28 protein-coding genes and 1 pseudogene are annotated in these 26,608 nt (G+C 66.9%); 8 read left to right on the top strand and 21 right to left on the bottom strand.

Annotated elements, in window-relative coordinates; genetic code table 11:
* The 4 genes and pseudogenes from trpD to rpe form a co-directional block, all read right to left on the bottom strand.
* A pseudogene (gene trpD, locus H0W40_RS06395) lies at positions 1 to 286 on the bottom strand (anthranilate phosphoribosyltransferase); the annotation flags it as partial.
* A gap of 20 nt (positions 287 to 306) precedes the next feature.
* Positions 307 to 876, bottom strand: a complete 570-nt coding sequence (locus H0W40_RS06390; RefSeq protein WP_292444395.1) for an aminodeoxychorismate/anthranilate synthase component II — start codon at positions 874 to 876, stop codon at positions 307 to 309.
* Between the two features lies 1 nt (position 877).
* Positions 878 to 2,365: an anthranilate synthase component I gene (gene trpE / locus H0W40_RS06385; RefSeq protein ID WP_292444392.1), complete on the bottom strand. Its 1,488-nt coding sequence runs from the start codon at positions 2,363 to 2,365 to the stop codon at positions 878 to 880.
* Between the two features lie 242 nt (positions 2,366 to 2,607).
* Positions 2,608 to 3,309, bottom strand: a complete 702-nt coding sequence (rpe, locus tag H0W40_RS06380) for a ribulose-phosphate 3-epimerase (RefSeq protein WP_292444390.1) — start codon at positions 3,307 to 3,309, stop codon at positions 2,608 to 2,610.
* A gap of 139 nt (positions 3,310 to 3,448) precedes the next feature.
* Between rpe and apaG the strand changes: the two genes are divergently transcribed.
* Positions 3,449 to 3,823, top strand: a complete 375-nt coding sequence (apaG, locus tag H0W40_RS06375) for a Co2+/Mg2+ efflux protein ApaG (protein ID WP_292444388.1) — start codon at positions 3,449 to 3,451, stop codon at positions 3,821 to 3,823.
* 72 nt (positions 3,824 to 3,895) lie between these two features.
* Here apaG and H0W40_RS06370 read toward each other — a convergent pair whose 3' ends face one another.
* From H0W40_RS06370 to H0W40_RS06355, 4 genes are all read right to left on the bottom strand, one after another.
* Positions 3,896 to 4,717 carry a gamma-glutamyl-gamma-aminobutyrate hydrolase family protein gene (locus tag H0W40_RS06370; protein WP_292444385.1) on the bottom strand — a complete coding sequence of 274 codons (822 nt, stop codon included), beginning with the start codon at positions 4,715 to 4,717 and terminating at the stop codon, positions 3,896 to 3,898.
* 109 nt (positions 4,718 to 4,826) lie between these two features.
* On the bottom strand, positions 4,827 to 5,951 hold the full coding sequence (locus tag H0W40_RS06365; RefSeq protein ID WP_292444383.1) for a YbdK family carboxylate-amine ligase: 1,125 nt from the start codon (positions 5,949 to 5,951) through the stop codon (positions 4,827 to 4,829).
* Entirely contained in the window at positions 5,952 to 7,193 is a 1,242-nt protein-coding gene (locus tag H0W40_RS06360; protein WP_292444380.1) for a cation:proton antiporter, read from the bottom strand.
* Positions 7,194 to 7,310: 117 nt separating this feature from the next.
* Positions 7,311 to 7,652: a hypothetical protein gene (locus H0W40_RS06355; RefSeq protein WP_292444407.1), complete on the bottom strand. Its 342-nt coding sequence runs from the start codon at positions 7,650 to 7,652 to the stop codon at positions 7,311 to 7,313.
* On the opposite strand from H0W40_RS06355, the gene H0W40_RS06350 reads away from it, so the two are divergent.
* From H0W40_RS06350 to H0W40_RS06340, 3 genes are all read left to right on the top strand, one after another.
* Positions 7,636 to 8,679 carry a murein transglycosylase A gene (locus H0W40_RS06350; RefSeq protein ID WP_367153751.1) on the top strand — a complete coding sequence of 348 codons (1,044 nt, stop codon included), beginning with the start codon at positions 7,636 to 7,638 and terminating at the stop codon, positions 8,677 to 8,679. The genes H0W40_RS06355 and H0W40_RS06350 overlap by 17 nt on opposite strands.
* Before the next feature lie 147 nt (positions 8,680 to 8,826).
* A complete protein-coding gene (locus H0W40_RS06345) occupies positions 8,827 to 9,522 on the top strand; it encodes a L,D-transpeptidase (RefSeq protein WP_292444375.1) in 696 nt (231 codons plus the stop codon).
* 30 nt (positions 9,523 to 9,552) lie between these two features.
* Complete coding sequence (locus H0W40_RS06340) at positions 9,553 to 10,476, top strand: YihY/virulence factor BrkB family protein (protein WP_292444373.1); 924 nt, start codon at positions 9,553 to 9,555, stop codon at positions 10,474 to 10,476.
* Here H0W40_RS06340 and H0W40_RS06335 read toward each other — a convergent pair whose 3' ends face one another.
* The 5 genes from H0W40_RS06335 to H0W40_RS06315 form a co-directional block, all read right to left on the bottom strand.
* Complete coding sequence (locus tag H0W40_RS06335) at positions 10,477 to 10,959, bottom strand: nuclear transport factor 2 family protein (protein ID WP_292444370.1); 483 nt, start codon at positions 10,957 to 10,959, stop codon at positions 10,477 to 10,479.
* A gap of 79 nt (positions 10,960 to 11,038) precedes the next feature.
* Positions 11,039 to 11,482, bottom strand: coding sequence for a cyanase (gene cynS / locus H0W40_RS06330; protein WP_292444368.1), 444 nt, complete (start codon positions 11,480 to 11,482; stop codon positions 11,039 to 11,041).
* 44 nt (positions 11,483 to 11,526) lie between these two features.
* The gene (locus tag H0W40_RS06325) at positions 11,527 to 12,489 is read right to left on the bottom strand and encodes an ABC transporter ATP-binding protein (protein ID WP_292444366.1); all 963 of its coding nucleotides are present in this window, start codon (positions 12,487 to 12,489) and stop codon (positions 11,527 to 11,529) included.
* Positions 12,479 to 13,357, bottom strand: a complete 879-nt coding sequence (ntrB, locus tag H0W40_RS06320; RefSeq protein ID WP_292444363.1) for a nitrate ABC transporter permease — start codon at positions 13,355 to 13,357, stop codon at positions 12,479 to 12,481. The genes H0W40_RS06325 and ntrB overlap by 11 nt, the downstream gene beginning before the upstream one ends.
* A 3-nt stretch (positions 13,358 to 13,360) precedes the next feature.
* Positions 13,361 to 14,791 carry a CmpA/NrtA family ABC transporter substrate-binding protein gene (locus H0W40_RS06315; RefSeq protein ID WP_292444360.1) on the bottom strand — a complete coding sequence of 477 codons (1,431 nt, stop codon included), beginning with the start codon at positions 14,789 to 14,791 and terminating at the stop codon, positions 13,361 to 13,363.
* A gap of 154 nt (positions 14,792 to 14,945) precedes the next feature.
* On the opposite strand from H0W40_RS06315, the gene H0W40_RS06310 reads away from it, so the two are divergent.
* Entirely contained in the window at positions 14,946 to 15,899 is a 954-nt protein-coding gene (locus tag H0W40_RS06310) for a bestrophin family protein (RefSeq protein WP_292444405.1), read from the top strand.
* Positions 15,900 to 16,074: 175 nt separating this feature from the next.
* Positions 16,075 to 17,820 (top strand): AIPR family protein, encoded by a 1,746-nt coding sequence (locus tag H0W40_RS06305; protein WP_292444357.1) that lies wholly within the window; start codon positions 16,075 to 16,077, stop codon positions 17,818 to 17,820.
* A gap of 291 nt (positions 17,821 to 18,111) precedes the next feature.
* On the opposite strand, the gene H0W40_RS06300 is transcribed toward H0W40_RS06305, so the two are convergent.
* Both H0W40_RS06300 and H0W40_RS06295 read right to left on the bottom strand, forming a co-directional pair.
* Positions 18,112 to 19,068, bottom strand: coding sequence for a carbon-nitrogen hydrolase family protein (locus H0W40_RS06300; RefSeq protein WP_292444354.1), 957 nt, complete (start codon positions 19,066 to 19,068; stop codon positions 18,112 to 18,114).
* Positions 19,065 to 19,937, bottom strand: coding sequence for a methyltransferase domain-containing protein (locus tag H0W40_RS06295; protein WP_292444352.1), 873 nt, complete (start codon positions 19,935 to 19,937; stop codon positions 19,065 to 19,067). The genes H0W40_RS06300 and H0W40_RS06295 overlap by 4 nt, the downstream gene beginning before the upstream one ends.
* A 93-nt stretch (positions 19,938 to 20,030) precedes the next feature.
* On the opposite strand from H0W40_RS06295, the gene H0W40_RS06290 reads away from it, so the two are divergent.
* On the top strand, positions 20,031 to 20,735 hold the full coding sequence (locus H0W40_RS06290) for a helix-turn-helix domain-containing protein (protein WP_292444350.1): 705 nt from the start codon (positions 20,031 to 20,033) through the stop codon (positions 20,733 to 20,735).
* Positions 20,736 to 20,939: 204 nt separating this feature from the next.
* Here the strand turns inward: H0W40_RS06290 and H0W40_RS06285 are convergent, their stop codons facing one another.
* Both H0W40_RS06285 and H0W40_RS06280 read right to left on the bottom strand, forming a co-directional pair.
* Positions 20,940 to 21,599: a response regulator transcription factor gene (locus tag H0W40_RS06285; protein WP_292444348.1), complete on the bottom strand. Its 660-nt coding sequence runs from the start codon at positions 21,597 to 21,599 to the stop codon at positions 20,940 to 20,942.
* Positions 21,600 to 21,747: 148 nt separating this feature from the next.
* The gene (locus H0W40_RS06280) at positions 21,748 to 23,049 is read right to left on the bottom strand and encodes a PAS domain S-box protein (RefSeq protein WP_292444346.1); all 1,302 of its coding nucleotides are present in this window, start codon (positions 23,047 to 23,049) and stop codon (positions 21,748 to 21,750) included.
* A gap of 426 nt (positions 23,050 to 23,475) precedes the next feature.
* On the opposite strand from H0W40_RS06280, the gene H0W40_RS06275 reads away from it, so the two are divergent.
* Positions 23,476 to 24,354 (top strand): PEP-CTERM sorting domain-containing protein, encoded by an 879-nt coding sequence (locus H0W40_RS06275; protein WP_292444344.1) that lies wholly within the window; start codon positions 23,476 to 23,478, stop codon positions 24,352 to 24,354.
* A 69-nt stretch (positions 24,355 to 24,423) separates the two neighbouring features.
* Here H0W40_RS06275 and H0W40_RS06270 read toward each other — a convergent pair whose 3' ends face one another.
* From H0W40_RS06270 to H0W40_RS06255, 4 genes are all read right to left on the bottom strand, one after another.
* Positions 24,424 to 25,119: a hypothetical protein gene (locus tag H0W40_RS06270; protein WP_292444341.1), complete on the bottom strand. Its 696-nt coding sequence runs from the start codon at positions 25,117 to 25,119 to the stop codon at positions 24,424 to 24,426.
* A gap of 137 nt (positions 25,120 to 25,256) precedes the next feature.
* Positions 25,257 to 25,883, bottom strand: coding sequence for an alternative oxidase (locus H0W40_RS06265; protein ID WP_292444339.1), 627 nt, complete (start codon positions 25,881 to 25,883; stop codon positions 25,257 to 25,259).
* A 109-nt stretch (positions 25,884 to 25,992) separates the two neighbouring features.
* Positions 25,993 to 26,262, bottom strand: coding sequence for a BrnA antitoxin family protein (locus H0W40_RS06260; RefSeq protein WP_292444337.1), 270 nt, complete (start codon positions 26,260 to 26,262; stop codon positions 25,993 to 25,995).
* Entirely contained in the window at positions 26,240 to 26,545 is a 306-nt protein-coding gene (locus H0W40_RS06255) for a BrnT family toxin (RefSeq protein ID WP_292444334.1), read from the bottom strand. Before H0W40_RS06255 ends, H0W40_RS06260 begins: the two co-directional genes overlap by 23 nt.
* Between the last annotated feature and the right edge of the window lie 63 nt (positions 26,546 to 26,608).

Here is a 26,608-nt window from a genome sequence, read left to right as displayed (position 1 = left end):
AGATGTTGAAGGTGTGCGCGGCATCGCCGCCGGTGCCGCACAGGTCGACCAGGTGCGTCTTGTCTTCCACCGGCACGGGCGTCGCGAACTCGCGCATCACCTGGGCAGCGGCGGCGATCTCGCCGATGGTTTCCTTCTTCACCCGCAGTCCGACCATCAGCGCGCTGATCATCACCGGCGACATCTCGCCGCTCATGATGCGGCGCATCAGGTGCAGCATCTCGTCGTGGAAGATCTCGCGGTGCTCGATCGTGCGCTGCAGCGCGGCGCTGTCGGTGATGGGCATGGTGCGAACCTCTTCGTCAGTCAGTGCGTGTGGTCGAGAAAGTTCTTCAGCATCGCGTGGCCGTGCTCGGTCAGGATCGATTCCGGATGGAACTGCACGCCTTCGATCGCCAGGGCCTTGTGGCGCACCCCCATGATTTCACCGTCTTCGGTGGTCGCGCTCACATCCAGCTCGGCTGGCAAGGTTTCGCGCTCAATGGCCAGCGAGTGATAGCGGATCACGTCGAAGCGCTCGGGCAGCGTGCTGAACACGCCCTTGCCGTCGGTGGTGATCTGGCTGGCCTTGCCGTGCATCTGCACCCGCGCGCGAATGATGCGACCGCCGAGCGCGGCACCGATCGCCTGGTGGCCGAGGCACACGCCCAGGATCGGCAGCTTGCCGGCGAAATGGCGGATCGCCTCGACGCAGATGCCTGCCTCGGCCGGCGAGCAGGGCCCGGGCGAGATCACAAGGCGGTCCGGATGCAGCGCCTCGATGCCGGCTACGTCGATCTCGTCGTTGCGCAGCACCTTCACCTCCTCGCCCAGCTCGCAGAAGTACTGCACCAGGTTGTAGGTGAAGCTGTCGTAGTTGTCGATCATCAGCAACATGTCAGAACCCCTCTTCGACCAGCTCTGCCGCTCGCAATACGGCCCTCGCCTTTGCCTCGGTTTCCTTCCACTCCAGCTCGGGCACCGAATCAGCCACTACGCCGGCCGCCGCCTGCACATAAAGCACGTTGTCCTTGACGATGCCCGTGCGGATGGCGATGGCGACATCCATGTCGCCGGCGAAGCTGATGTAGCCGCAGGCGCCGCCGTAGATGCCGCGCTGAACCGGCTCGAGCTCGTCGATGATTTCCATGGCGCGGATTTTCGGCGCTCCCGAAAGCGTGCCGGCCGGGAAGGTCGCGCGCAGCACGTCCATGTTGGTGGTGCCTGGCTTCAGCAGGCCCTCGACATTGCTGACGATGTGCATCACGTGCGAATAGCGCTCGACCGCGAAGGCCTCGGTCACCTTCACCGAGCCGGTCTGCGCGATGCGGCCGATGTCGTTGCGGGCCAGGTCGATCAGCATCAGGTGCTCGGCACGCTCCTTCGGATCGGCGAGGAGCTCGAGTTCGGCGGCGCGGTCCTGCTCGGGCGTGGCGGCGCGCGGCCGGGTGCCGGCGAGCGGGCGGATGGTGAGCTTCTCGCCCGTCTTGTCGCCATCTTGCACGTGCTCGTGCCGCACGAGGATTTCGGGCGACGCGCCGACGATCTGGAACTCGCCCAGGTCGTAAAAGTACATGTACGGCGACGGGTTCAGCGAGCGCAGCGCGCGGTACAGCGACAGCGGGCTTTCGGTGTAGCGCTTGCTGAGGCGCTGGCCGAGCACCACCTGCATGCAGTCGCCCGCGGCGATGTACTCCTTGCAGCGCACGACCGCCGCCTCGAAGTCGGCCTTGGCGAACTCGCGCTCTACCGCATGCGAAGGACTGCGCCGGACCGCCGGTGCACTGACGCTGTAGCGCAGCTGGTCGCTCAATTCGGCCAGCCGCCGCTTGGCCTTGAAATAGGCTTCGGGCTGGCCGGGATCGGCATAGACGATGAGGTAAAGACGCCCCGACAGGTTGTCGATGACCGCCAGCTCTTCGGTCTGCAGCAAGAGGATGTCGGGCGTGCCGATGCCGCCTTCCTTGTGCACGGCCGCCAATTTCGGCTCCATGCAGCGCACGGCCTCGTAGCCGAAGTAGCCGGCCAGCCCGCCGCAAAAGCGTGGCAGGCCGGGCCGCAGGGCGACCTTGAAGCGGCGCTGGTAGCTTTCGATGAAATCGAGCGGATTGCCCTCGTGCGTCTCGACCACCCTGCCGTCGGTGACGACCTCGCACCGCATGCCGGTGGCGCGCAGCAGCGTGCGGGCGGGCAAGCCGATGAACGAATAGCGCCCGAAGCGCTCGCCGCCCACCACGGATTCGAGGAGAAAGCTCAAACGTCGGCCACCGGCCAATTTGAGATAGAGCGAGAGCGGCGTTTCCAGATCGGCGAAGGCCTCGCCGATCAACGGAATGCGGTTGTGGCCCTGCTCGGCAAGGCTCTTGAATTCCAGTTCAGTGATCACGTCGGGGCCCTCCGCGGCCCGGCGCACTCGCTTCGAGGAAGCGTTGCGTCATGCGGTGTTCGCAAGCAAGGCGGCGGTCAGAACCGCGCGCCAGCGTGAGCCCCAGCAGCGGCGCTGATGCGCGCGGGCTTCGGCTCAGTCGGCCCGGCGACGCCAGGGCCAGGCTCCCCGGTCGTGGGACCCCTTGGTTTGCTTGCGCGACATGAACATGCCGCAAAGTCTAGCAGCAGGGCCGACGGTCGTTACGCCGCCAACCGCGCGCGCATCGCGTCGATAACGCCCTTGTAATCGGGCTGACCGAAGATCGCGCTGCCCGCCACGAAGGTATCGGCCCCGGCGTCGGCGGCGGCGCGGATGTTGTCGGTCTTGATGCCGCCGTCGACTTCCAGGCGAATGTCGCGCCCGCTCTGTTCGATGAGCCGGCGCACGCGCTCGAGTTTCCTCAGCGTACTGAGGATGAAGCTCTGGCCGCCGAAGCCCGGGTTCACGCTCATGAGCAAGATGAGATCGAGCTTGTCGCAGTCCTCGCCCAGCACCCACTCCAGCACATCGAGCGGCGCGGCCGGGTTGAAGACCAGTCCCGCTTGGCAGCCCTCGGCCTTGATGAGTTGCAGCGTGCGGTCCACGTGCGCACTGGCGTCCGGGTGAAAACTCACCAGGTCGGCGCCCGCGCGGGCGAAGGCCTGCGCCAACGCATCCACAGGCTTGACCATCAAGTGCACGTCGATCGGCACGCGCGCGCCGTCCGCGGTGACGGCGTGCTTTCTCAGGGCCTCGCAAACCATCGGCCCGAAGGTCAGATTGGGCACGTAATGGTTGTCCATCACGTCGAAGTGAATCCAGTCGGCGCCGGCTGCGATGACGCTCTTGACCTCCTCGCCCAAGCGCGCGAAATCGGCCGAGAGCAGGCTCGGGGCAATGCGAAAGGAGGACGAATTGCGCATGATCGCGGTGCGTGGGGCAGGACCGAGCATTCTAGAGACGACCCTTGTCGCGACGCGCTCGCGTCGGCCAGGGATCGCTCCAAGAAACGGTCGCTTCCGGCGACGGCTCGGCGAAGCGCAGCCTTCATAGAATGCGCGCATGGCCCGCCCCGAGTTCACCGTCAGCGTCATCGCACGCTACCTGCCCGAGCAATCGGCTCCTGATCAGCAGGCCTACGCCTTCGCCTACAGCGTGACCATCGTCAACAGCGGCGACGTCGCCGCCCAGCTGATCGGCCGCCACTGGCTCATCCACGACGCCACCGGCGTCACGCAGGAAGTGCGCGGCCTGGGCGTGGTCGGTCACCAGCCGCTGCTCAAGCCGGGCGAGCAGTTCGAATACCAGAGCTGGGCGCGCATCAAGGCACCGCGTGGACGCATGCAGGGCACTTACTTTTGCATGAGCGCCGAGGCGCAGGCCTTCGAAGCCGGAATCGCGCCGTTCGAGTTGTCGCAGCAGTCGGCTTTGCACTGAGCGGGAAAGCCTTCGTCGAGCAAGCCGCTCAGACGATGGCCGGCCGGCGCCTGTTGCGCGGGCCGGTCGGGCTCAGCGGGTTGCCAGCGGCAGGCTGACCGGCGCCGGCTGGACCTCGGTGGCGGTTCGCGCGGCGCTCAGGAAGGCATCGAGCAGCGGCTCGCCGCTGAGCAGCCCGGAATCCTGGAAGTGGAACTCGGGATGCCACTGCACGCCGGCCACGAACAGCGAGCCGCGAGCGCGAATCGCCTCGACCATGCCGTCTTCCCGCGAGCGCGCCTCGATCACGAGGTCGGAGCCGAGCCGGTCGACCGCCTGGTGGTGGATGCTGTTGACACGCGCAGTCGTCACGTCGGGATACAGGCCTGACAGCCTGGAGCCCGGCTCGAAGTCGATCTCGTGCTTGTGCTGGTCGTACAGATCGGCATCGACATGAACATGCGCGTCCGGCTGCTGGGTGCCGATGTCCTGGAACAGCGTGCCGCCGAAGGCCACGTTGATGAGCTGGCAGCCGCGGCAGATGCCGAGCACCGGTTTGCCCTTGGCGAGGAAACCGTCGAGCAGCTCGATCTCGTAGCGGTCGCGCACCGGATCGCCCGCCCATTCGGGGCGCAGCGGCTGCTGGCCGTAGGTGGCCGGGCTCACGTCAGCGCCGCCTTGCAGCACCAGGCCGTCGAGCGCATCGACGTAGTGGGTCACCGAGATGCGCCGGCGCGAAATCTCGGCATCGAAGCCGAGCGTAGGCACCATGAAGACCAGCGCCCCGTGGCCCATGATCCAGTGCGCGATCGACTGCTCCAGGTACTGCAGCGTCTTGTTGCGAAAGCCCAACTCCGCCGGCGGCGTGTGCAGCAGCCGGGCCGACAGGCCGATGCGCATCGGCCGCGGACTCATGTGCCGTGGCCCGCGTAGAAGGTGGGTGCCGTGCTTGCAGGCCGACCTGCGTCGGCCTGGGCGGCACCAACGCCCGACGCCTCCGGCGGCAGGCGGCTCGGCGGCGGGTTCACCCCTGGCGGCCTCCCCAGCGCTGGCACTGCTGGCGCACCACTTCGGCCAGCAGGTGCTCGCGGTCGTGCGTGCGGCGGATCCAGGTGGCGTCGTTGCCGTCGCCGGCGAGCTCGACGCGGATCGTGCGCAGGGCGTCTTCGGCCTGCAGCTCCATGGCGTGGATCTCGAGCGAGCCCAGGGTCGCCTCGATGTCTTCGCGCAGCGTGCGGTGCTCGCCGGTCTTGGGATCGACAAAGCTGCCGTCCAGGCCGAAGCGGCAGGCCTGGAAACGGTTGAAGGTGTAGGGCAGGTAGTCGTCTTCGCTCGGCTCGAACGGCCGCTCGATGCGCAGCCAGCGCGCCAGACACTGGATGAACGCGGCCATGGCGGCGGCCTTCTCGATGGTCAGCGGGGTGTCGAGCACGCGCACCTCGATCGTGCCGAACTCCGGCTTGGGCCGGATGTCCCAGTAGAAGTCCTTCATGCTCTGGACCACACCGGTGTGCATCATCTTGCCGAAGTAGGTTTCGAAATCCTCCCAGCGCAGTACGAAAGGTGCCCGTCCGGACAAGGGGAACGCGGTCACGGAGTTCAGGCGTGCCGAATGAAAGCCGGTGTCGATGCCCTGCACGAACGGCGACGAAGCGGTCAGCGCGATCAGGTGCGGAATGAAGCGCGACAGCCCGTGCAGCAGCACCAGCGCCTGGTCGGGACCGGGGCAGCCGATGTGCACGTGCTGGCCGAACACCGTGAACTGCTTGGACAGGTAGCCGTAGAGCTCGGAGAGCTGGTGAAAGCGCGGCGCGTCGTAGATGCGGCGCTGGCTCCAGTCCTGGAACGGGTGGGTGCCGCCGCCGCACAGGCCCACATTGAGCTTGTCGGCGCAGCCGACCAGCGCGTCGCGGATCTCGGTGAGCTGGGCCAGCACGTCGGCGTGGCTGTTGCAGATGCCGGTGGACAGCTCGATCATGCTGTCGGTCACCTCCGGCGTCACCGTGCCGGGCAGCTTTTGCTTCTTGACCAGCCGCAGCAGATCGGCCGCACTCGGCGACAGGTCGTAATCGTGGGTGCTGACGATCTGAAGCTCGAGCTCGACGCCCAGGCTCAGCGAACGCGAATCGGCAAAGGCCTCCAAACTCATCTATTTGATCTCCTGCGCCGCGGCCCGACGCGGCGGCTGGTGTTCGCCCGCGAGCCGCAGTCCCGACTGCACGGCGATCGGGCCGAGCAGCGCCATGATGGCGATGGCGCTGAGCACGATGGGCGCGACCGTCATCGCGAAAGCCGGGTGGGTGACATGCAAGTCGGCATAAAGCACCAGCGTGGTACCCGAGACCGGCGTCAAGGTCAGCGCCAGTGCGACGCCCTGCCGCGCGCGGATACCGCTCCAGCTCGCCATGCCCACCACGACCAGCGCCTTGGCCGCGCCGCGCGCGAGCAGCAGCAGCAGCGCCGCCACACCCCCCAGGGCCAGCGCCTCGAGCGACCATGACGCGCCGACGATGACGAACAGCATCAGCACCAGCACGCCGCCCGCGGTGCCGAAGTGGCGCGGCCAGACCCAGGGGCGCTCAGTGGTGTTGCGCAGCAACACGCCGGCCGCCAGCGGCACGAGCAGGGTGGACAGGTTGAGCAATTGCGCCGTGGTGAGGGCCAGCACGATCAGGCCGAGCAGCAGCAGCACCGAGTTCTCGTCGCGCAGTTCCAGCCGGCGCGCCACCCAGGCCACCAGCCGGGCCAATGCGATGGCCAGCAGCACCGAGCCGACGAAGGTGTAGATCGGCTGGGCGACGCCCTGCACCCACTCGCCTGCGGCGTCGAGGTGCAGCCAGCCCAGCACCAATCGGTGCGAGAGCACGGCGTATAGCGTGTTGAGCGCCGTGAGCACGATCATGCGTTCGGTCACTTGACCGGCCGACTTGAGCTCGCTGGCGACACGACCGACCACGGCGGCGGAGGCCGAGACGGTCATGGTCGCGCAGGCCAGCGCCACGTTGGTGTCCAGCCCCAGCCAGCGCAAGGTGAGGAAGATCGCCGCGAAGCTCAGCAGCGACTCGGCCGCGCTGGTCCACAGCAGCGCGGGATTGGCGCGCAGCCAGCGCAGGTTGACCCGGCTGCCCAGCTCGAACAGCAGCAGCCCTAGCGCCAGATCGACGATGAGGCGGGCTCCGCCGCCCATCTGGCCGGCCTCCAGGCCGTTGCCGCTCAGCGCGATCACCATGCCCACGGCGCTGTAGCCGACGATGCGCGGCAAGGCCAGACGGCGGAACACCGCCTCGCCGATCAGGCCGCCGGCTATCAGGGTCAGGGCCGACCAGAACAGCAACCCCGGCTCGGGCGGCCACGGCTGGATCTGCAGGTACCCGGCGATGTTCGCCAGCATTCGGTGTCTCCCGCTTCAATTTCGACTTTTGAGCTTCAGCCGCGGCCCGTGCGGGAGCAAGTGCTCACAGGCGGCGACGACGAAGCGGCATTCTCGCAGGCCGCCCGGCGCTGACGACTACGCGTCGTCTTCGGGTCGCTCGGGCTCGCCCTTGCGGCGCCCGGAAAACATCGTCCACCAGACGATGAACACGAGCAGCGCCAGCGCGGCCAGGGCCTCCAGCACAATCACCCACATGCCTTGGTCTTTCTCGTTGCGCCCGGCCTTGCGGGCCGCGCTGATTCTAGGAGGGCTCGCCGGCTGCGCCTCGCCGCTGCCGCCCGAAGCTCCTGCCAGTGAACCACCCACCGGTGCGCCCGTGGGCAGCCCGCCCGCCGCTTCCGGCCAGCCGCCCGCACCGCAGGGCGCGCCGGTGACCACGGCGCCGGGCCCCGCGCCGGCCATGATGGCGTTCGGCATCTCGCGCTGGGTGGCCGCGCCCTGGAACGAGCTCCCCGGCTGGCCTCAGGACAACGTGCTGGCCGCCTGGCCGGCGCTGCTCAAGAGTTGCGAGCGGCCGGCGCCCGGCTGGCAAGACGCCTGCGCCGAGGCCCGCAGCGTGGCCGAGCCCGATGAGGCGAAGGTGCGTGCCTGGCTGACGGCGCACCTGCAGCCGTGGCGCGTGGAGTCGCCGGAGGGCCAGGCCGAGGGAATGATCACCGGCTACTACGAACCGCTGATCGAGGCCAGCCGCAGTGCGCGGCCGGGCTTCACGGTTCCGCTATACGGGCCGCCCGCCGACCTGGCGACGCGCAAACCCTGGTTCACGCGCGAGCAGGTCGAGCGCGACCCGGCCGCGCGTTCGGGCCTGCGCGGCCGCGAAATCGCGTTCGTGGCCGACCCGCTCGACGCGCTGGTGCTGCACATCCAGGGCTCCGGGCGGCTGGCCGTCACCGAGCCCGACGGGCAGCGCCGGCTCGTGCGCGCCGCCTTTGCGGGCCACAACGACCAGCCCTACAAGTCGGTCGGCCGCTGGCTGGTCGACCGTGGCGCCTTCACGCTGGAGCAGGCCTCGTGGCCGGCCATCAAGTCCTGGGCGCGGGCGCATCCCCGCCGGGTCGAAGAAATGCTCAACGCGAACCCGCGCTACGTGTTCTTTCGGGAAGAGCCGCTGATCGATCCCAGTGCCGGTCCGCGCGGCGCGCAGGGCGTGGCGCTGACGCCGGGCCGCTCTATCGCGGTGGACAAGCGATCGGTGCCTTATGGCAGCCCGGTGTGGATCGACACCACCGAACCGCAGCCCTGGTCAGCGGCCAACCCGCCGCCGCCCCGGCCGCTGCAGCGCCTGGTGGTCGCCCAGGACACCGGCGGCGCGATCACCGGGCCGGTCCGGGCCGACTACTTCTGGGGCTGGGGCGACGGTGCCGAAGCGCGGGCCGGCCGCATGAAGCAGCCGCTGCGCATGTGGGTGCTGTGGCCGAAGGTGCAAACCGTAGGCAGCCGTTGAGGCCCCAGGCTCGCGTCTGCGTGTTTTCTTCCCGCTGACGCACCTACCCTTGCGCCGCCTTCTTTCGTAGCATTTAACCCACAGCGAAGCCGGGCTCGAGCGCCCGGCTTTGTTTTGTGTGCCGCACCGGAGAAGGACAAGAACGCAATGCCTGCTGAAGGGAGATCAAGCAAGGCCCGTATCGCGACCGCCGCCGCCGCAGCGCTGTGCGCCTTGGCCGGTCTGCCGGCGATCGCCGCGCCTTCCGCCACGTCGCCCGCTGCCCACGTCAGCGTCGAACGCGCCAGCGTGCCGGCCTCTGCCGACGCCCGCCAGGTCGCGCACTGGATCGTCGATTCCGGCGACAACCGGGGCCGGCCGTTCGCCATCGTCGACAAGCGGGCCGCGCAACTCGTGGTGTTCGAGCCAGGCGGGCGTCTCGTGGGCGCGGCTTCGGCACTGCTGGGCTCGGCCATCGGCGACGACGCAGTGCCCGGCCTTGGCGCACTCGACCCGGCCGATATCGCACCGGCCGATCGCACCACGCCGGCCGGTCGCTTCGCCTCGGAGCCGGGCCGCAACCTCGATGGCGAAGCCGTGGTCTGGTTCGACTACGACGCCGGCCTGGCCATCCACCGGGTGCGGCCCGGCAACGCGCGGCAGCCCCGCGAAGAGCGCTTGTTCTCGGCGGGTGCCGAGGACAACCGCGTCTCGCTGGGTTGCGTGGTCGTGGCACCGGCCTTCTTCGATGCCGTCGTGCAGCCCCTGCTGGGCCGAGGCTACGGCGTCGTTTATGTGCTGCCCGAAATGCGTCCGGTGCATGAAGCCTTCGGCGGCGAATGGATGGCGCTGCGCCGACCCTGACGCAACGCCGCCGACCGGCACAATGCCTCGATGCCCCTGCGCCAGACCCTCCGCTATTGGTTCGACATCCTTCGGCACGCCTCCCGCTACTGGCTCGACGCCCAGGCCTTCGTGTACGCGGCCGCCCTCGCCTTTTTCACCGTGTTCTCGATCGCCCCGGTGGTCATCGTGGCAGTCTCCGTCGTCGGCCTGGTGCTGGGCGAGCAGGCCGCGCAGGGCGAGTTGATGACCCGGCTGCAAGCGGCAGTGGGTGAGGAAGCGGCCGGCTTCGTGCAGACCGCTGTGGCCGGTGCACAGATCGAGAACGCCGGCCTGGCGCCGACGCTCATGGGCTTCGGGCTGATCCTGCTCGGGGCGACGGCCGTGTTCGCGCAAATGCAGAAGTCGCTCAACGCCATCTGGTCGGTTGCGCCCAACCCGAACCGCAATACCGTCATGCTGCTCGTCAAGAGCCGCATGATGTCGCTCGCCGTGGTGCTGGCGATCGGCTTTGTGCTGCTGGTCTCGCTGCTGCTCAGCGTGGCGGTGCGCGCGGTGATGGCCTTTGCAGAGAACTGGCTACCGGTGCCGGCGTGGTCGCTGGGCACGATCGACGTGGTGCTGTCGCTGGTGGTGGTGACGCTGCTGTTCGCGGCGATGTTCCGCATCCTGCCCGACGTGCTGCTGAAGTGGCGCGACGTGTGGGTGGGCGCGGCGGTCACGTCGGTGCTGTTTGCGATCGGGCGCGCGCTGATAGCGATCTACCTCGCCAACACCGCCACCGGCTCGGCTTACGGCGCGGCCGGCTCGCTGGTGCTGTTGCTGATGTGGGTCAACTACTCGTCGCTGATCCTGCTGTTCGGCGCGGCCGTCACCCGGGCGCACCTCGAGGCCCGCGGAGGCTCGGTCGTGCCGCGCCCCACCGCCGTGGCGGTGCAGCGCGAGCTGGTGGTCGAGCAGCCCCGAGTCGGCTGATCAGAGGCCGAGTTCGCTCAGGCTCGCGTGCCCGTCGGGCCGCCGGCCGAGCGGCCAGTGGAAGAGGCGCTCCTCGGTGCGGATCGGCAGGTCGTTGATGCTGGCGTAGCGATGCGTCATGAGGCCTTGGGCGTTGAACTGCCAGTTCTCGTTGCCGTAGCTGCGGAACCACTGGCCCGCGGCGTCGTGCCACTCGTAGGCGAAACGCACGGCAAGGCGGCCGGTGTTGACCGGGCCGTCGCAGGCCCAGAGTTCCTTGATGAGCCGGTAGTCGAGTTCGCGTTCCCATTTGCGTTGCAGGAAGGCGCGCACCGCTTCGCGCCCGACCGGGAATTCGGCGCGGTTGCGCCAGCGGGTGTCGTCGGTGTAGACGCGCACCACCACGTCGGGGTCGCGCGTGTTCCAGGCGTCCTCGGCCAGGCGGACCTTCTGGCGGGCGGTTTCCAGCGTGAACGGTGGGACGGGAGGGCGGGTGTCGGTCATGGGGGTGCTGGCGTCATGGCGGGTTCGGGCCGGCCCTCACCCCAACCCTCTCCCAGAGGGAGAGGGAGGAATACCCGGCTCAGTACGTTTTGTAGGGCAGGAACTTGCCGCTCATCGCGATGCTCACGCGATCGCCCGCGGCATTCGGCTCGCGCTTGAGATCCATCTTGAAATCGATCGCGCTCATGATGCCGTCGCCGAACTCTTCATGGATCAGTTCCTTGAAGGTGGTGCCGTAAACGCTGACGAGTTCGTAGAAGCGGTAGATCAGCGGATCGGTCGGCACGCTGGTGGGCAGCGAGCCCTTGTAGGGCACGACCATCAGCCACTGCTTCTCCGCCTCGCTGAGTTCGAACAGGCCCGCGATAACCCCGGCCTGTTCGGCGTTGAGCGTCATCTGGCCGAGGCAGGCTGCGGTGACCCATTCCTTGCTGAGGCCGACCTTGTCGGCCACATCGGACCACTTCATGCCTTTGGCGACCTTGGTGGAGATGATCTTTTCGGTGACTTCGAGACGGCTCATGGGAACTCCTGTTCGGTTGAAAACGGTGTCGGGGCAGGACGGGTTCAGACGACGCGCTGCAGGGGCGCTCGCGCCGGCGGCGGATCGGACGGCATGGCAGACGGCATCGCGGGTAGCTGAGCGAAGACCTCCTCGTCGGGTTCCAGCCCCGGCCGCACCTCCAGCGGAAAGGCCGGCGCCCTGCCGTGCGACAGCTCCTTGGAGCGCGTCACCAGAAAGTCCACCAGGTGGTTGCGGATGCGGTAGTACTGCGGGTCGTGGTGCAGCGTGGCACGCTGGCGTCCGCCTTCTTTTGCGCCATCGGCGCGGCGGGGCAGGGTGTTGACCACCACTTCGGCAATGCGTGCGCCGGGGCCGTTGCTCATGAGCAGGATCTTGTCGGCCAGCAGGATCGCCTCGTCGACGTCGTGCGTGATCATGAACACCGTCTGGTGCGTCTCGGCGCAGATGCGCACCAGCTCGTCCTGAATCGTGCCGCGCGTGAGCGCATCGAGCGCGCCGAAAGGCTCGTCGAGCAGCAGCATCTTGGGCTCGATGGCGAAGGCCCGCGCGATGCCCACGCGCTGCTTCATGCCGCCCGAGAGCGCCGAAGGTTTCTTGTCGATCGCGCCGGCCAGCCCGACCATCGCCACGTATTTTTCGACCTGCGCGTCGATCTTCGCGGCGCTCCAATCGCGCCACTTGCTGCGCACCGCGAAGGCGATGTTCTTGCGCACCGACAGCCACGGCATGAGCGCGTGACCCTGGAACACGACGCCGCGCTCCAGGCTGGGCCCCGCCACTTCGCGGTTGTCCATGAACACATGGCCTTCGGTCGCGCTCTCCAGCCCGGCGAGCACGTTCAGGATGGTGGTCTTGCCGCAGCCGCTGTGGCCGATGATGCAGACGAACTCGCCCTTGGCGATGCCGAAGTTGACGCTGTCGAACACCGGCTCGCTCGAGCCCGGGTAGGTCTTCGCAAGGGCTTCGACCTGGACGAAGCGCTTGACCGCTTTTTCAGTCGACATAAGTCACGGCTTTCTGCGCCTGGGCGAACAAGAGGTCGAGCGCCATGCCGACCAGGCCGATCACCAGGATCGCGAAGATCACGTTGGTGAGCGAGAGGTTGTTCCACTCGTTCCACACGAAGTAGCCGATGCCCGTGCCGCCGACCAGCATCTCGGCCGCCACGATGACCAGCCACGCGATGCCCATGCTGATGCGCATGCCGGTCAGGATGGTCGGCGCCGCGGCGGGCAGGATCACCTCGAAGGCCTTGCGCAGCGGGTTCACCTCGAGCGTCTTGGCGACGTTGAGCCACTCGCGCCGCACGCCCGCCACGCCGAAGGCGGTGTTGAGCAGCATCGGCCAGACCGAGCAGATGAAGATCACGAAGATGCCGGAGATGTTGGAGTCCTTGATCGTGTAGAGCGCCAGCGGCATCCAGGCCAGCGGCGAGATCGGCTTGAGTACCTGGATGAAGGGATCGAGCGCGCGGTAGATGAGCGGGCTCATGCCGATCAGGAAGCCCAGCGGGATCGCGACCAACGCTGCGAGGGCAAAGCCCAGCGCCACGCGGCCGAGCGAGTAGCCGAGCTGCCGGCCGATGCCCTTGTCGTTGGGGCCGTTGTCGTAGAAGGGGCTGGCCAGGTGCTCGACGACCGTGGCGCCGAACTGCGCCGGCGTGGGAACGCCTGACTTGGCGCCGCCCTCACCGGCTTCGCCCGGGTCCTTGCCGAGCAGCTTGGCGTATTCGATCTGCTCGGGCGTCATCGCGACCGCGGGACCGGCCGCTGCCGGCAAGGTGGCAAGCTGCCACACACCGATCAGCAGCAGCAGGATCAGCGCCGACAGCAGCGCTGCCTTCAGGTTGAGAACGCGGGCCGAGTCGGTCATCGCTCAGACCTTCTGGATCGCGAAGCTGTTCAGGTAGGGCTCGGGCTTCTCGGGGTCGAAGACCTTGCCCATGATCGTGAACTTGGGGTAGGCCCCCTCGGGCGCCGCCATGCCGAGTTGCTTCATCGTCTTCTTGGCGTCGGTCAGCAGGAACACCTGCTCGGCGATCTGCTTGTAGTTCACGTCGCCCTTCACATAGCCCCAGCGCTTCATCTGTGTGAGCATCCACACGGCCATGCTCTGCCAGGGGATGGGGTCGAAGTCGGCGCGGTCGGGCACCGTCTTGATGTTGCCCAGGCCGTCGGCGAACTTGCCGGTGAGCACCTGCGTGACCACCGTCTCGGGCTGGTTCAGGTAGGCCTGTGGCGAGATCACCTTGGCGATGAGCGGGCGGTTCTCCGGCTTGCGCGCCATGGCCGCAGCCGTGAGCACGGCGCGGTACAGGGCGGCAAAGGTGTTCGGGTTTTGCTGAATGAACTCGGTCGAGGTTCCGAAGGCGCAGCACGGGTGGCCGTTCCACAGGTCCTTGGTGAGCAGGTGCAGGAAGCCGACTCCCTCGAACACCGCACGCTGGTTGAAGGGATCGGGGCCGAGGTAGCCGTCGATGTTGCCGGCGCGCAGGTTGGCCACCATCTCGGGCGGGGGCAGCACGCGGATCTGGATGTCACGGTCCGGGTCCAGCCCCGACTCCGCCACGTAATAGCGCAGCAGGAAGTTGTGCATCGAATACTCGAAGGGCACCGCGAACTTGAAGCCCTTCCACTGCTTGGGATCGCGCCTGTCCTTGTGCTTGTTGGCCAGCGTGATCGCCTGGCCATTCGTGTTCTGGATCGTCGCCACGTTCATCGGCACGGGGTTCGAGCCGACCCCCATGCTGATGGCCAGCGGCATGGGCGAAAGGAAGTGCGTAGCGTCGTACTCCTTGTTGAGCATCTTGTCGCGGATGAGCGCCCAGCCCGCCGTCTTGACCACCTGCACGTTCAGGCCCTGCTTCTCGTAGAAGCCGAGGGGGTGGGCCATGAGCAGCGGGGTGGCGCAGGTGATCGGGATGAAGCCGATCTTCAGGTCCTTCTTCTCCAGCGCGCCGTTCTTGCCGGCGCCTTCCTGCGCCATGGCCTGCAGGGAGGCGATGGGCAGGAGGCTGGAGATGGCCGCCATGGCCGTGCCCTTGCCGACGGCGCGCAGGAAGCGGCGGCGAAGGGCGTCTTGCGGAAAGAGCGCCTTGACGAGCGTGGCCTCGATGAACTCTTGCGAGTAGGCCTCGAAGTCGGCGGTCTCGCTGCGGCGCTTGAGTTCGGTGGTGGCGTCGACCGCAGCGTGGTGTTGCTGCTCAGCGGCGGCGTGCTCGGCGGCCGAGGCGTGGCGGCCGCAGGAGCAGCGCATCAGCAGCGGCCTATTGGCGTCGTACGGGTCGAAATAGCGCTCGTCTGACATCGGTCGTCCCTCCGGGATTCGTTGAGACCGATGCTAGGGAGACAGGGCGCGGGGCGGGATCGTTGCCGGCGGGGATGTTCTGTAGGGCTGGCACTACAAGCGGGGCCGCGGGAGCTCGTGCGGGCGACCCGGAGCGGCCTCGACAATGCGCGACATGATCGTCACGCGCCGCCCGAACGCCCTGCGCCTGTTCTTCGCCCTGCGCGGATCGATCCTGCCCCGCATCTTGGGGAGCCTCGCGACCTGCACGGCCTTGGCCATGGCCGTGACCCTCAGCCATGGCGAGCTGTTCGACGCCAAGATCACGCTCACGCCGGTGCCCTTCTCGCTCATCGGGCTGGCTCTGGCCATCTTCCTGGGGTTTCGCAACAGCGCTGCATACGACCGCTACTGGGAAGCACGCAAGCTGTGGGGCGAGCTGATCTTCCGGTCGCGCAGCCTGGCGCGGCAGTTGCTGACCTTGACGCGGATGGAGGCTCCGCCGGCGCTGCCGCCCATCGATGCGCTCGGACCGATCGATGTGCGCCACGCGATCATCCGCCGCGCGATCGCGTTCGCCCATGTGCTGCGACAGCAACTGCGCGGCATCGAAGCGCCCGAGGAACTGCGGCCGTGGCTGACGGACGCCGAGCTGGCCGCGGTGGCCAACTCGCGCGGCGCCACCGACCTGCTGCTGCGCCTGAGCAGCCGCGAACTAGGCGACTGCCTGCGTGCAGGCCAGATCGAGCCGCAAATCGCCGCGGAGGTCGACAAGCAGTTCACCGGCCTGGCCGAAGTGGCTGCGGGGTGCGAGCGCATTGCATCGACACCCATTCCCTTTGCCTACACGCTGCTGCTGCACCGAACGGCCTACCTCTATTGCTTCTTGCTGCCGTTCGGACTTGTGGACCTGATCGGCTTTATGACGCCCTTTGTCGTGGCGATCGTGGCGTATACGTTCTTCGGGTTGGATGCGGTGGGGGACGAGATCGAGGAGCCGTTCGGGGTACGTGCGCATCATCTGCCGCTCGATGCGATGTGCCGGACGTTGGAGATCAACTTGCTGGAGGCGATGGGGGCGGATGAGCTGCCGATTGGGTTGGAGCCGGTTGATGGTTGGTTGCATTGACGCTTGGCGAAGAAGGGTGACGTCTTACTTGCGGGCGTTCGAGGGCTAGGTGGCTGCAATCGACCCGTAAGCGACGATCGCAGCGCCGACTCGCCGACATTCGACGTACCTACATGACCTCAGCCGCTGGTCAGACACAATCACCACCCAGCCCTGGGGGAAGAGAGACAACAACATGGATCGCATAACTAAATCGCTTCTGGTCGAGTTCACGACGGAGCAGAACCTTGAGGCGCTCCCTGAGGACAAGCAGTTCGAACATTTTGCGGCCTTCTTGACGATCGGCAGATCACTGTCGGAAGGGTTCGAGACGAGCGACGTAGTAGTCGGGTCTGGCGGTGACACAGGGATAGATGCACTCGCAATCATTGTCAATGGCTCGCTGATCGACGATGCGGCTGCCATCGCAGAATTCGTCGACCGAAATGGCTACTTGGACGTGTCGTTTGTCTTTGTGCAGGCCGAGCGTTCTTCGTCGTTCGAGACTGCGAAGATTGGACAGTTCTCCTACGGCGCGCAGGACTTTTTCAAAGACAAGGCAACGTTGCCTCGGGGCAAGGAGATCGCGAAGCTCGCAAAGATCATGACTGCGATCTACAACGAGAGCAGCAAGTTCAAGCGTGGAAATCCGATCTGCAGGCTTTACTACATCACGACAGGAACATGGACGGGGGATCAAGCCCTAGAGGCGCGCAGGAAGGCCGCCATTGATGACATTTCGGCGTTGAGAATCTTTAGAAGCGTTGAGTTCGTGCCTGTCGACGCCGAGGGGATTCAGCGACTCAATCGGGAGAGCCGTAACTCCGTTTCGCGGGAGTTTGATTTCGCGCAGAAAACGGTTGTGCCCACGATTGCTGGCGTAACGGAAGCCTATGTAGGGCTGCTTCCCGCGCCCGAATTCTTGCGCCTCATCGAAGACGAGAACGGCGAGATGCTTCGAGGCATTTTTTACGACAACGTCCGCGACTGGCAGGATTTCAACGCAGTGAATGCGGAGATGAGGGACACCCTTGAGTCAGGGAAGGATCGCGCTCGCTTCGCGCTCATGAACAACGGCGTGACCGTGATCGCTAAGACGCTGCGGACGACAGCGAACAGGTTCTACATAGAGGACTATCAGGTAGTCAACGGCTGCCAGACTAGCCATGTGCTGCATGACCAACGCGCCTCGGTAGACGCCACGGTGATGGTTCCACTTCGGCTAATCGCGACGCGTGATGAAGAAGTCATTGGTTCCATCGTCAAAGCGACCAACAGGCAGACGGAAGTGCGCGAAGAGCAGTTGCTGGCGCTGTCAGATTTCCAGAAGAAGCTGGAGTCCTACTTCAATGCGTTTGACGATCACGAGCGCCTTTACTACGAGCGGCGTTCGCGACAGTACAACAACGTCGGAGGCATCGAGAAGACTCGAATCGTCACACCGGGTAGCTTGATCCGCGCTTTTGCGTCGATGTTCCTGGAGGAGCCCCACCGGGCGACCAGAAGCTACCGAAGAATTCTTGATCGAGTTGGGACTGACCTGTTTGCACCTGGGGACAAGTTGGAACCCTACTACGTGGCGGCGCTTGCTTCCTATAGGCTGGAGTACCTGTTCAGAAATCAACTCCTTGATGGCATGTACAGAGCAGCGCGCTACGAGATCCTTTTGGCGGTAAGAGTGGCAGAAATTCCTCCGCCGGTCTCCAAAATGAACTCGAATGAGATTGAGCGTCTCTGCAAGCCATTAATTGAAAAGCTCTGGGATTCTGGTAACTCCGAGAAGCTTTTCGCGAGCGCCTCGCAACTCGTGTTGAAAGCGGCAGGCGGAGACCTCGATACTGCGCCCCTTCGTACGGAGCCGTTTACCGAAACTCTCATCAGGCTTGCGCGTCCGACAGCCAAGGGCAAACCTAATCCGCATCGAGTCCGATCTCCGCGGTAGTTGCACAACAGGTAGGCCGTAGTCTTCTAAGAACTGAGTTGGCGAGCGCCCGTTTTGAGGATCAAGGGCTTTCGACCGCTTCTAGCCGACAGCAGACCTCAACCTCTAAAGTGACACGTTTGTCGGCCACAACAAATTCGGCGATACCGTCCTTCTCTACGAACACGCCTCCGGCCATCGCCCCTTTTCCGTAAAGACATGCCGGTCGACTTGGCTCGGATTCCCGGTGCCGACTTCGAGGTTGAAGATTGATAAAGCACAACTTGCTTGGCCGTGCATTCCGCCGCCGGCTCAGGCCCCCGCGCCGGTCTCCACGAACCTCACCGGCGCCGCGGCCACGCGCCGCACCTGCAGCTCAAAGACATCAGGCCGCGCATAGTGCCCCGCCACATCCAGCGCTCGCCTCGCCGGCACCACGGCCGCCAGGTCGATGTCGGCGTAGAGGATGCCCAGCTCCCGCCGCAGCGGCCCGGCCACCACCTTGCCGCGCGGATCGACGATCACCGAATCGCCGTCGTTGATCCATTCGTCGGCGTCGGGAAACAGCGTCGCGCACGCCGGCAAGCCTTCCGGAACGTCGCGGCCGCGCATCGCCACGCCGCTGCCGATCACCCAGCAACGCCCTTCGAGCGCGATGTGGCGCATGGTGCTCAACCAGCCGTCGCCCGCGTCGTAGGTCGGCGCGATGTACAGCTCGATGCCCTGCGCATACAGCGCGTAGCGCGCCAGCGGCATGTAGCTTTCCCAGCAGATCAGCGTGCCGAGCCGGCCGGCGGGGGTGTCCACGGCCCGCAGCCCGCTGGCGTCGCCGAAGCCATGCACCATGCGTTCGGGAGCGGTCGGCATCAGCTTGCGGTGCCGGTTCAGCAGCCGGCCGTCGGGGCCGATCACCACCACCGTGTTGTAGATCGTGCTGCGGCTGAACTCGGCGTCGCGCTCGGCGAGGCCGCAAACCACCGTCACGCCGTGCGCCTTCGCCGCCTCGCCCAGGGGCGCCAGGTCGCCCCGGTCGAGGTCGACCGCCTGCTCGACGAGCCGGGCATGGAGCTGCGTCATGGTGGCGCCGTCGCGCCCGGCCGCCAGGCGCCAGATCCACGACGGGTACCCAGGCACGAACGACTCGGGAAAGACCACGAGCGAGGCGCCTTCGCTGGCGGCCTGCGCCAGCAAGGCCACGGCGCGGTCGAGGGTCGCCCCGCGGTCGAGCAGCACGGGCGGGTGTTGAACGACGGCAACGCGCGTGTTCATGCTGCCTCCTTGGTGGCCACGCCCACCAGCATCTCGCAGGGGCCGACGAAGCCGTCGGCGGTTTCGAACTTCGCCAATTCGGCATGCACCTCGGCCCAGGCCTCCTCGCGCTCGCGCTCGTCCAGCCCGGCCATCATCTGGTGCAAGGCGCCAAACGATTCGCGCTCGAAGCGCACGCATTCGGCGGCGCTGGGCAGGCGCAGCGGCGAGGGCACCGGCCTCACCTTGATCTGCCCGAAACCGGCGCGCTCGAAGGCCGCCGCCAGCACGCCCTCGCCGCCCAGCGAGAACGGCCCGGGCTGGCCCGGCAGCGGCGGCGGCAGTTTCGCGCGGCGCCGGATTATCGAGACGGGAATGGAGAAGAAGGGGTTGCGCTCGGGCGTCGAGTAGACGATCGCTCCCACGCGGCCGCCCGGCTTGAGCACGTGGCGCATGCCGGCCAGCGCGCGTGCCCGGTCGGGAAAGTAAATCAGCCCCACGCGAGATATCACCACGTCGAAGGATTCGGCGGGCAGTGTGTCCAGCGCCTCGCCGTCGAGCTCCTGCGTGCGCAGCCAGTGCAGGCCGGCGGCCTGGGCGTCGGCCGCGGCATGGGCCAGCAGGCTAGGCGCGATGTCGGTGGCCAGCACCTGCCCGGTCGGCCCGACGCAGCGGGCCGCGCTGAAGCTCTGCTCGCCGGCCCCCGCGGCCACGTCGAGCACGTGCTGGCCCGGGCCCACCTGCGCCAGGTCGAGCATCGCCTCGGTGGCCGGGCCCAGCCACCGGCCGAGGAAGGGACCCCAGTCCCGCCAGGCCCCAGCCGCGGCTTCCCACTGGGCACGGGTTGTGGTCTTGAATCTGGCGGCATCGAAGATCGGCTTGTCGTCCATGAGGGTCTCCTGTTGAAAGGGAGCCCCATCGTGGGCTTCGACCGGCGAGCGGGCTAGTCCAGAATCTGCAGCGTTGCAGCGGTGGAGCGCACGATGGACGACAACTATGGCCAGTTCTGCACCGTGGCACGCGGCGCGGAGGCGCTGTGCGAGCGCTGGACACCCCTGGTGGTGCGCGAACTGATGTGCGGCAGCAAGCGCTTCAACGAAATCCGCCGTGGCGTGCCGCGCATGTCCACCAGCCTGCTGGCACAGCGTCTGCGGCACCTCGAGTCGATCGGCGTGGTGCGCCGCAGCGCCGTGGGCAAGGTCTGGGAGTACGGGCTCACCGAGGCCGGCGAGGAGCTGCGGCCGATCGTGCTGGCGTTGGGCCACTGGGGTGCCCGCTGGATCGGCAGCCAGCTTACCGAGCACGAGCTCGACGCGGGTTTTCTCATGTGGGACGTGCGCCGCTTCGTCCGCCTCGAGCAGTTTCCGCCGCGCCCGGTGGTCATCGAGTTCCTTTTCAGCGACGCGCGCACCGGCGAGACGCACTGGTGGCTGGTGGTCGAGGACGGCGCGGCCGATCTGTGCCGCGACGACCCGGGGCGCGATCCGACGCTGCTCGTGCAATCGACGGTGCGCGCCTTGACGGAGGTGTGGACCGGCGACCGCAGCCCGGAAGAGGCGTTGCGCTCGCGCGAGCTGCGCGTCCTGGGCGCCGCGGGCGACGCAACGGCCCTGTGGGCTTGGCTGGGCAGGAGCGCCTTTGCACCGACGCGGGAGGCCGCGCGGCGCGAGGCCCCAGCGGCGTCGTGAGCAGGCGGTTGCGAAGCGCGCGCCAGAGGACCAGCCGGGCACGCAGGTGGAGTTCGTCGACGACGGCGGGCCGCCGCGAAGGCGAAGCGCAGATGATCGCGGTCGACTTTTGAGACAGTGCAGACGGTGGCAGGTCGGGCTGGCCCTCACCCCAGCCCTCTCTGGGGCGAAAGGGAGCAAATTTTTCGGCGACAGAAAGTCGCGCTACACCGGCAGCAGGTCTTGCCGCACTGCGTAGAGCGCCAGTTCCACATCGTTGCGCGCTCCGGTTTTTTCCAGCACACGAGCGCGGTAGGTGCTCACGGTATTGGGCGACAGCGCAAGCTGCACGGCGATCTCGCCCACGCTCGTGCCCTGGGCGAGCAGTCGGAACACCTGGTACTCGCGGTTGGAGAGCCGTTCGTGCAGCGGCTGCTCGCTGTCGCGGCCGGCACCCAGCGCGCCGGCCAACTGTTCGGCGATGGCCGGTGTGATGAAGAGGCCGCCGGCGGCGGCCTTGCGAACGGCGCCGCTCAGTTGTTCGAGGTCGGTGCTCTTGTTCAGATAGCCGGCCGCGCCGAGCTTGAGGCTGCGCACGGCGTACTGCTTGTCGGGGTAGGTGCTGAGCATGAGCACCGGCAGGCGCGGCACCTCGCGCTTGAGCTGCTTGAGCACGTCGAGCCCGTCGCGCCCCGGCATGGCGATGTCCATCAGCACGACGTCGATGCCCGGCGGCGCGCCGGCCTGCGCGGCGCGCACGAGGCGCAGCGCCTCGGGGCCGTTGGAGGCCTCGGCGGTGAGGATGATGTCGCCCGTGTCGGCCAGCATCTGGCGGATGCCCTGCCGCACGATGAGGTGGTCGTCGCAGACGAGCACGCCGATCATGGTGCGGCTCCTCGTGCCCCGCCCGCGACGGCGAAAGCCGCGGCCGGAATCCAGTTTCGGCTCGCGCTTCGCGGCTTCGCATTGCTGCGCGCCAGCAGCTTGCGCCGCAATCGCTTGCGAGGAGGGTCGCGCCGCATGCTCGGAGCCGTCAAGCCGCTCCAGCCGGCAAGCTGGAACGCGAGCTGCCAGTGACGGGGTCGGCCGCCACCGGCAGCGGCATTTCAAGCCGCACTTTCGTGCCCTGCCCCGGCGCACTCGCGATCGAGAGCCGCCCGCCGAAATGCGCCGCGCGCTCGCGCATGCCGAGCACGCCGTAGCTGCGCGGATGGTCGAGCGCGCCACGCGCGGCACCGATGCCGTCGTCGCGCACTTCCAGGTGCAACACCGGCTCCGGTGGGCCATCAACGTACAGCCGGATGCGCACCGAACGGGCCTGCGCATGGCGCGCCACGTTGCTCAGCATCTCCTGGAAGATGCGGAACACGGCGATGGCCCAGCGCTCGCCCTGCTCCCCGCTCGGCGGCTCGACGCCGGCGCTCACGGTGACCTGCAGCTCGTGCGCCAGCTCAGCGGTTTCTATGAACTCCTGCGCCTGCCATTCGAGCGCCGCCCACAGGCCCTGGTGATCGAGGATGCTGGGCCGCAGGTCGGTGATGATGCGGCCCACGTTGACGACCGCGCTGTCGATCATGCGGGCCATGCCGGCGCACTTGCGCTGCAGTTCGTCGCGCTCAGTCACGCGGTGGGCGAGCCAGTTGAGGTCCATGCGCAGCGCCACGAGCAGAGAGCCGAGCTCGTCGTGGATTTCGCGGGCGATGCGGGTGCGCTCGGTCTCCCGCACCGTTTCCAGGTGGGCCGAGAGTTCGCGCAGCTGTGCCACGGCGGCGCCCAGCTCGGCGCTGCGATCGCTCAGGGCCCGCGTGCGCTCCTCGACGCGGCGTTCGAGCTCATGGCGGCTCTCGCGCAGCAGCGCCTCGGCCTCCTTGCGGCGCGAGATGTCGACGAAGGTCGCCACCGCGCCGATGGTCACCGGGCCCCCCGCTGCCTGCTCGACGATCGGGTGCGACGAATACTCGGCGGCGAAGCAGCTGCCGTCCTTGCGCCACAGCACCTCGTCGTCTATGCGGCAGGGCAGGCCCTGTCGGAAAGCCGCGAAGATGGGGCAGTCGCGCTCGGGGTAGTGGCGGCCGTCGGGATGCGAGTGATGGATCAGCTCGTGCATGTTGCGCTGCAGTGCTTCGGCCGGGGTGTAGCCGAGCATCTGCGCGGCGGCGCGGTTGATGAAGACGCAGCGGCCGGTCATGTCGACGCCGAACATTCCTTCGCCCGTGGATTCGAGCAGCAGGGCGAGGCGGTCTCGCCAGCGATCGTCCGCGGGTAAAAACTGCGGCGTGCTCGCGCATGCGTCGTCGCTCAACGCAAGGGGGGTGGGCGTCAGGGTCGGCGACATGGATTCGGGTGTCGTACACCGTGCGCAAGGCTTGTGCCGGCCACACGCCCCGTAAGCCGAATCCTTTTCAGGCGCGCAAGCCTCAAAGCAGGGCACAAGCGCCCCACGCTGGGGCGCCGACCCATTTGCTCCAGCGCCCTTTTCAGCCGGCGCTTTTTTCAGAGAAAAAGAGGTCCCTGCTCGTGAGGAGGCGGTGGGCGCCTTCAGCGCACGGCGAACCTGGCGAAGTTGAGAACGGAGGCGACGATCCGGCGCCAGCCCGCTCCCCCTAGTTTCGTTGCACCCCCCCGGAGCGCGGGGGTCGGGAGTCGGAACGACTCCTAATATGAATCAGGTCTAGCGGATCGCTGGGCGGAGTTAAGGCGAGCAGCAAGGGAGCCGGATTAAGGCGATTCCAGCAGTCGAGTTCGGTAAACGTCCCCGACGTTGAACGGCAACTTCCACCACCGGAGAATCCAGATGAACAAAAAGTTTTTCAAAGTCGCCGCCTTGGCGGCTGCGAGCATTTGCTCGAGCGCGGCGATGGGCGGCTCGATCTTCCTGACCGGGCACGACGTCGATTTGCACGACGGCCAGAACGGGTTCGACAACGTGATCCTCGACTATCTGCGCGGCAGCGGCACCGCCACGGCCATTGCGGCGGGCAGCTACGACATAGGCGTGGTGCGCGGCGCCAGTGGCTCCATCGGCAGCGTCGGGGTCAACACCTACGAGGGGTTCGGAACGATCACCGTGCGCGAGATGTCGAGCTTCGCGAGCGCCGCCGATTTCTCGTCCTTCCTCAGCAGCGTCGATGTGCTCGCGGTCTCGTCGCATACCAGTTGCGGCGGCTGCTCCTTCACCGACGCGGACTCTGCCGCCCTCAACAGCTTCTCCTCGCAGGTCACAAGCTTTTTCAATGCAGGCGGCGATATCTACGGAAATTCCGGCGCTTCGCTGGCCACTTACTACGACTTCCTGCCGCCATCGGCTGTGGCCAGCGGTTTGCCCATTGGCGGTTCGTCCGGCTTCACGGCGACGAGCGCCGGCACGGCCATCGGCATCAGCGATGCCGCTCCCAGCATGATCAACGGCTTTCCGACGCACAACCGCTTCACCGGGTTCGTGCCTGCGTTCACCGTGTTCGAAAACCGCGGCGACGAGATCATCTCGATCGGCGTTCGGGACGCGAGAATCGGTGACGGCGGCGTGATCGTCACGCCGCCCAACCCCATACCGGAACCCGAAACCTACGCGCTGATGCTGGTGGGCATAGGCGCTGTGGGTTGGTACACGCGGCGCCGTCGCAGGACGGTCCGCGACTGAAGCTGGCTTCTGCTCAGAACAACCGACCCCGAGGGGTCGGTTGCGGTTTGGCGGTCGCACTACCGGGTGTCAAGGTGCCGTCACCCGCATCTGCAGCACCAAGCGCTGCTGCCGCTCGACTTCGCGCGTGGACAGCACGCCGCGCTCGCGCACGGCGGCCCGCGCATCGGCCGAGCTTGCCACCGTGACCCATTCGCCCAGCGGCAACTGCAGCGTGGTCACGACGCCGGACCGCTCCACCGACCCCTCGGGCAATAACTGACCGTCGGGCGCGTAACGCGAGTTCAGCCCTGCAGAGGCGGCGACAGAAGCTTCGGTGCGCAGCTCCACCGTCACCAGCGAATCGCCGCCAGGCCAGCGCGGTTGCACCACGAAACCACGACCCGCCTCGACGTAGTGGCCGCCGGGCACGGCGACCGGGCCCTCGGGCGTCCACGCGAACTGAAACCACTGGAGCGGCACCGAGGTGCCCGTTCGAAGAGCGGCCTGACCGCCGTTGAGCACCGTGACTTGCTGGGCGGTGCCGTGTAAGCGGTCGCGGCTGCGTGCCTCGAGCGTGACGCCGGCACGTGCCAAGACTTCCCCGTTCGGCCCCACCACCACCGCGCCTTGCTCGATCCCGCCGCCGCTGGCACGTAGCCGCGACTCGTCGCCCTGCCGCACTTCGACGAGCAGGTTGCGAAGCGGCAGGCGGGCCGGGGGCTGGGCGAAAGCGCACCAGGCCGGCAGGCCCAGCGCGGAAAGGATCAGCGGTCGTCGTTGCATGACAGCGGTTCGAAAAGGGTCAGGGCCAGCGGGCCCATGTCGGTCAGGCGCATGAGGTTTTCTCGGTCCAGTGGCTGCCGTGCCGCAGTGTGCAGGCCGGGCGGAGCCCGCGCGGGCAGGTCGGACGCTTCGCCGCCTCAGGCGCGAGCGGGGTTCAGCCGGTCGGCGAAGTCATGATTGACGTCGCGATGCCCGGCCTCGTCGTCGCGGATCTTCAGGACCACGTCGCGCAGGCGGGCGTCGGCCGGCATCTGCCAGTAGTCGATCGCGATCTGCGGCGCCGCCACGTTCTCGTACAGCCCCTTGTCGATGCCGCCCAGGTACTCGGTGTAGCTGTACACCGCCTCTTCCTCGAAGTAGCCCACCACGCGGTGCGCCGTCTTCGACGACACGAGGTAGAGCAGGAAGAACAGGTTGTAGAAGACGCCCTGGGCCACGATGACGAGCGTGCGTTCGAACTTCGAGGGCTTGACGATCTCGACGAAGGTCATCAGGTGCATGCGTTCGTTCTCGGCTTCGTCGAGCAGCGTGCGAATCCAGCCGTCGTCGCTCTTCATGCGGCGCAGCGCATGCAGATGCTGCAGCGCGCCGCCCACCATGCCGGGCACGGCGGCCACCGTCTCCAGCACCACGGCGCGGTTGCCGTAGCGGTTGGCGAAGAAGGTGTCGGCGAAGAAGCGCAGAAAGCGGGTGATCGCGTAGGCGATGCGGTCGGAGAAATCGACCGGTGCGTGGTGGCGTTCGAGCGGTGCGGTGTCGGGCATGGTGGCTTTCGGGTTGTTGGTTGCGGTGCCATGGGGGTCCCGAAGGGCTGGCCGTGTCGAACCCCGGTTCAGTGCCGCGGCGGCGCAGCGCGACGTGGTGAGGCAGTGGTCATGGGTGCAGCTTCTCCTGCAGCCAGATCTTGATCAAGGACTGATAGGGCACATCGCGCTTGTTCGCCGCAGCCTTGATGCCATCGAGCAGGTGCGAAGGCAGGCGCAGGGAGATGCTTTGCGTGGTCGGCTTCAAATTAGGCAGCACGACACGCCGGGCCGTCGAGAGGTCGAGGTACTCGGTGGCGTCGTGCGTCGCCCAGAACGCACGCTCTGCCGCTTCGGTCTTGAAGGTCGGTAGCGGCTTAGGTGCTGCTTTGCGAGGCATACCATTTCCTTTCCTTGGTGCTCATGTCGCGGGCCGAGATTACGCGGATCAAGGTGTTCTCGGCACGAAGCGCGAATGTGACGTGCAACAGCCGCTCATCGTCGGTGCTGCCGAATGCATGGGCTCGCACTTCTTGTCGGCTATGGGCCGGATCGTCAACGACCCACAGCGGCTGGTTGAAGAAGACCTGTTCGCTCTCTCGCTGCAAAACGGCATGCTCGTGCTCGCTCTTGGTGGCATTTCCGTCATCCCAATCGAAGCCGACGATGCGTTCGAGTTGCATGGCCGTATATTACCAACGTATACACCGCTGCGCTCCATGTTTGCAGCGGCCACCCGATCGAGG

The organism is Methylibium sp., assembly GCF_013817345.1.
Classification (GTDB): domain Bacteria; phylum Pseudomonadota; class Gammaproteobacteria; order Burkholderiales; family Burkholderiaceae_C; genus Methylibium.
Note: the sequence above shows the minus strand (reverse complement) of the source record. Positions and strands in the feature narration are given on the sequence as shown.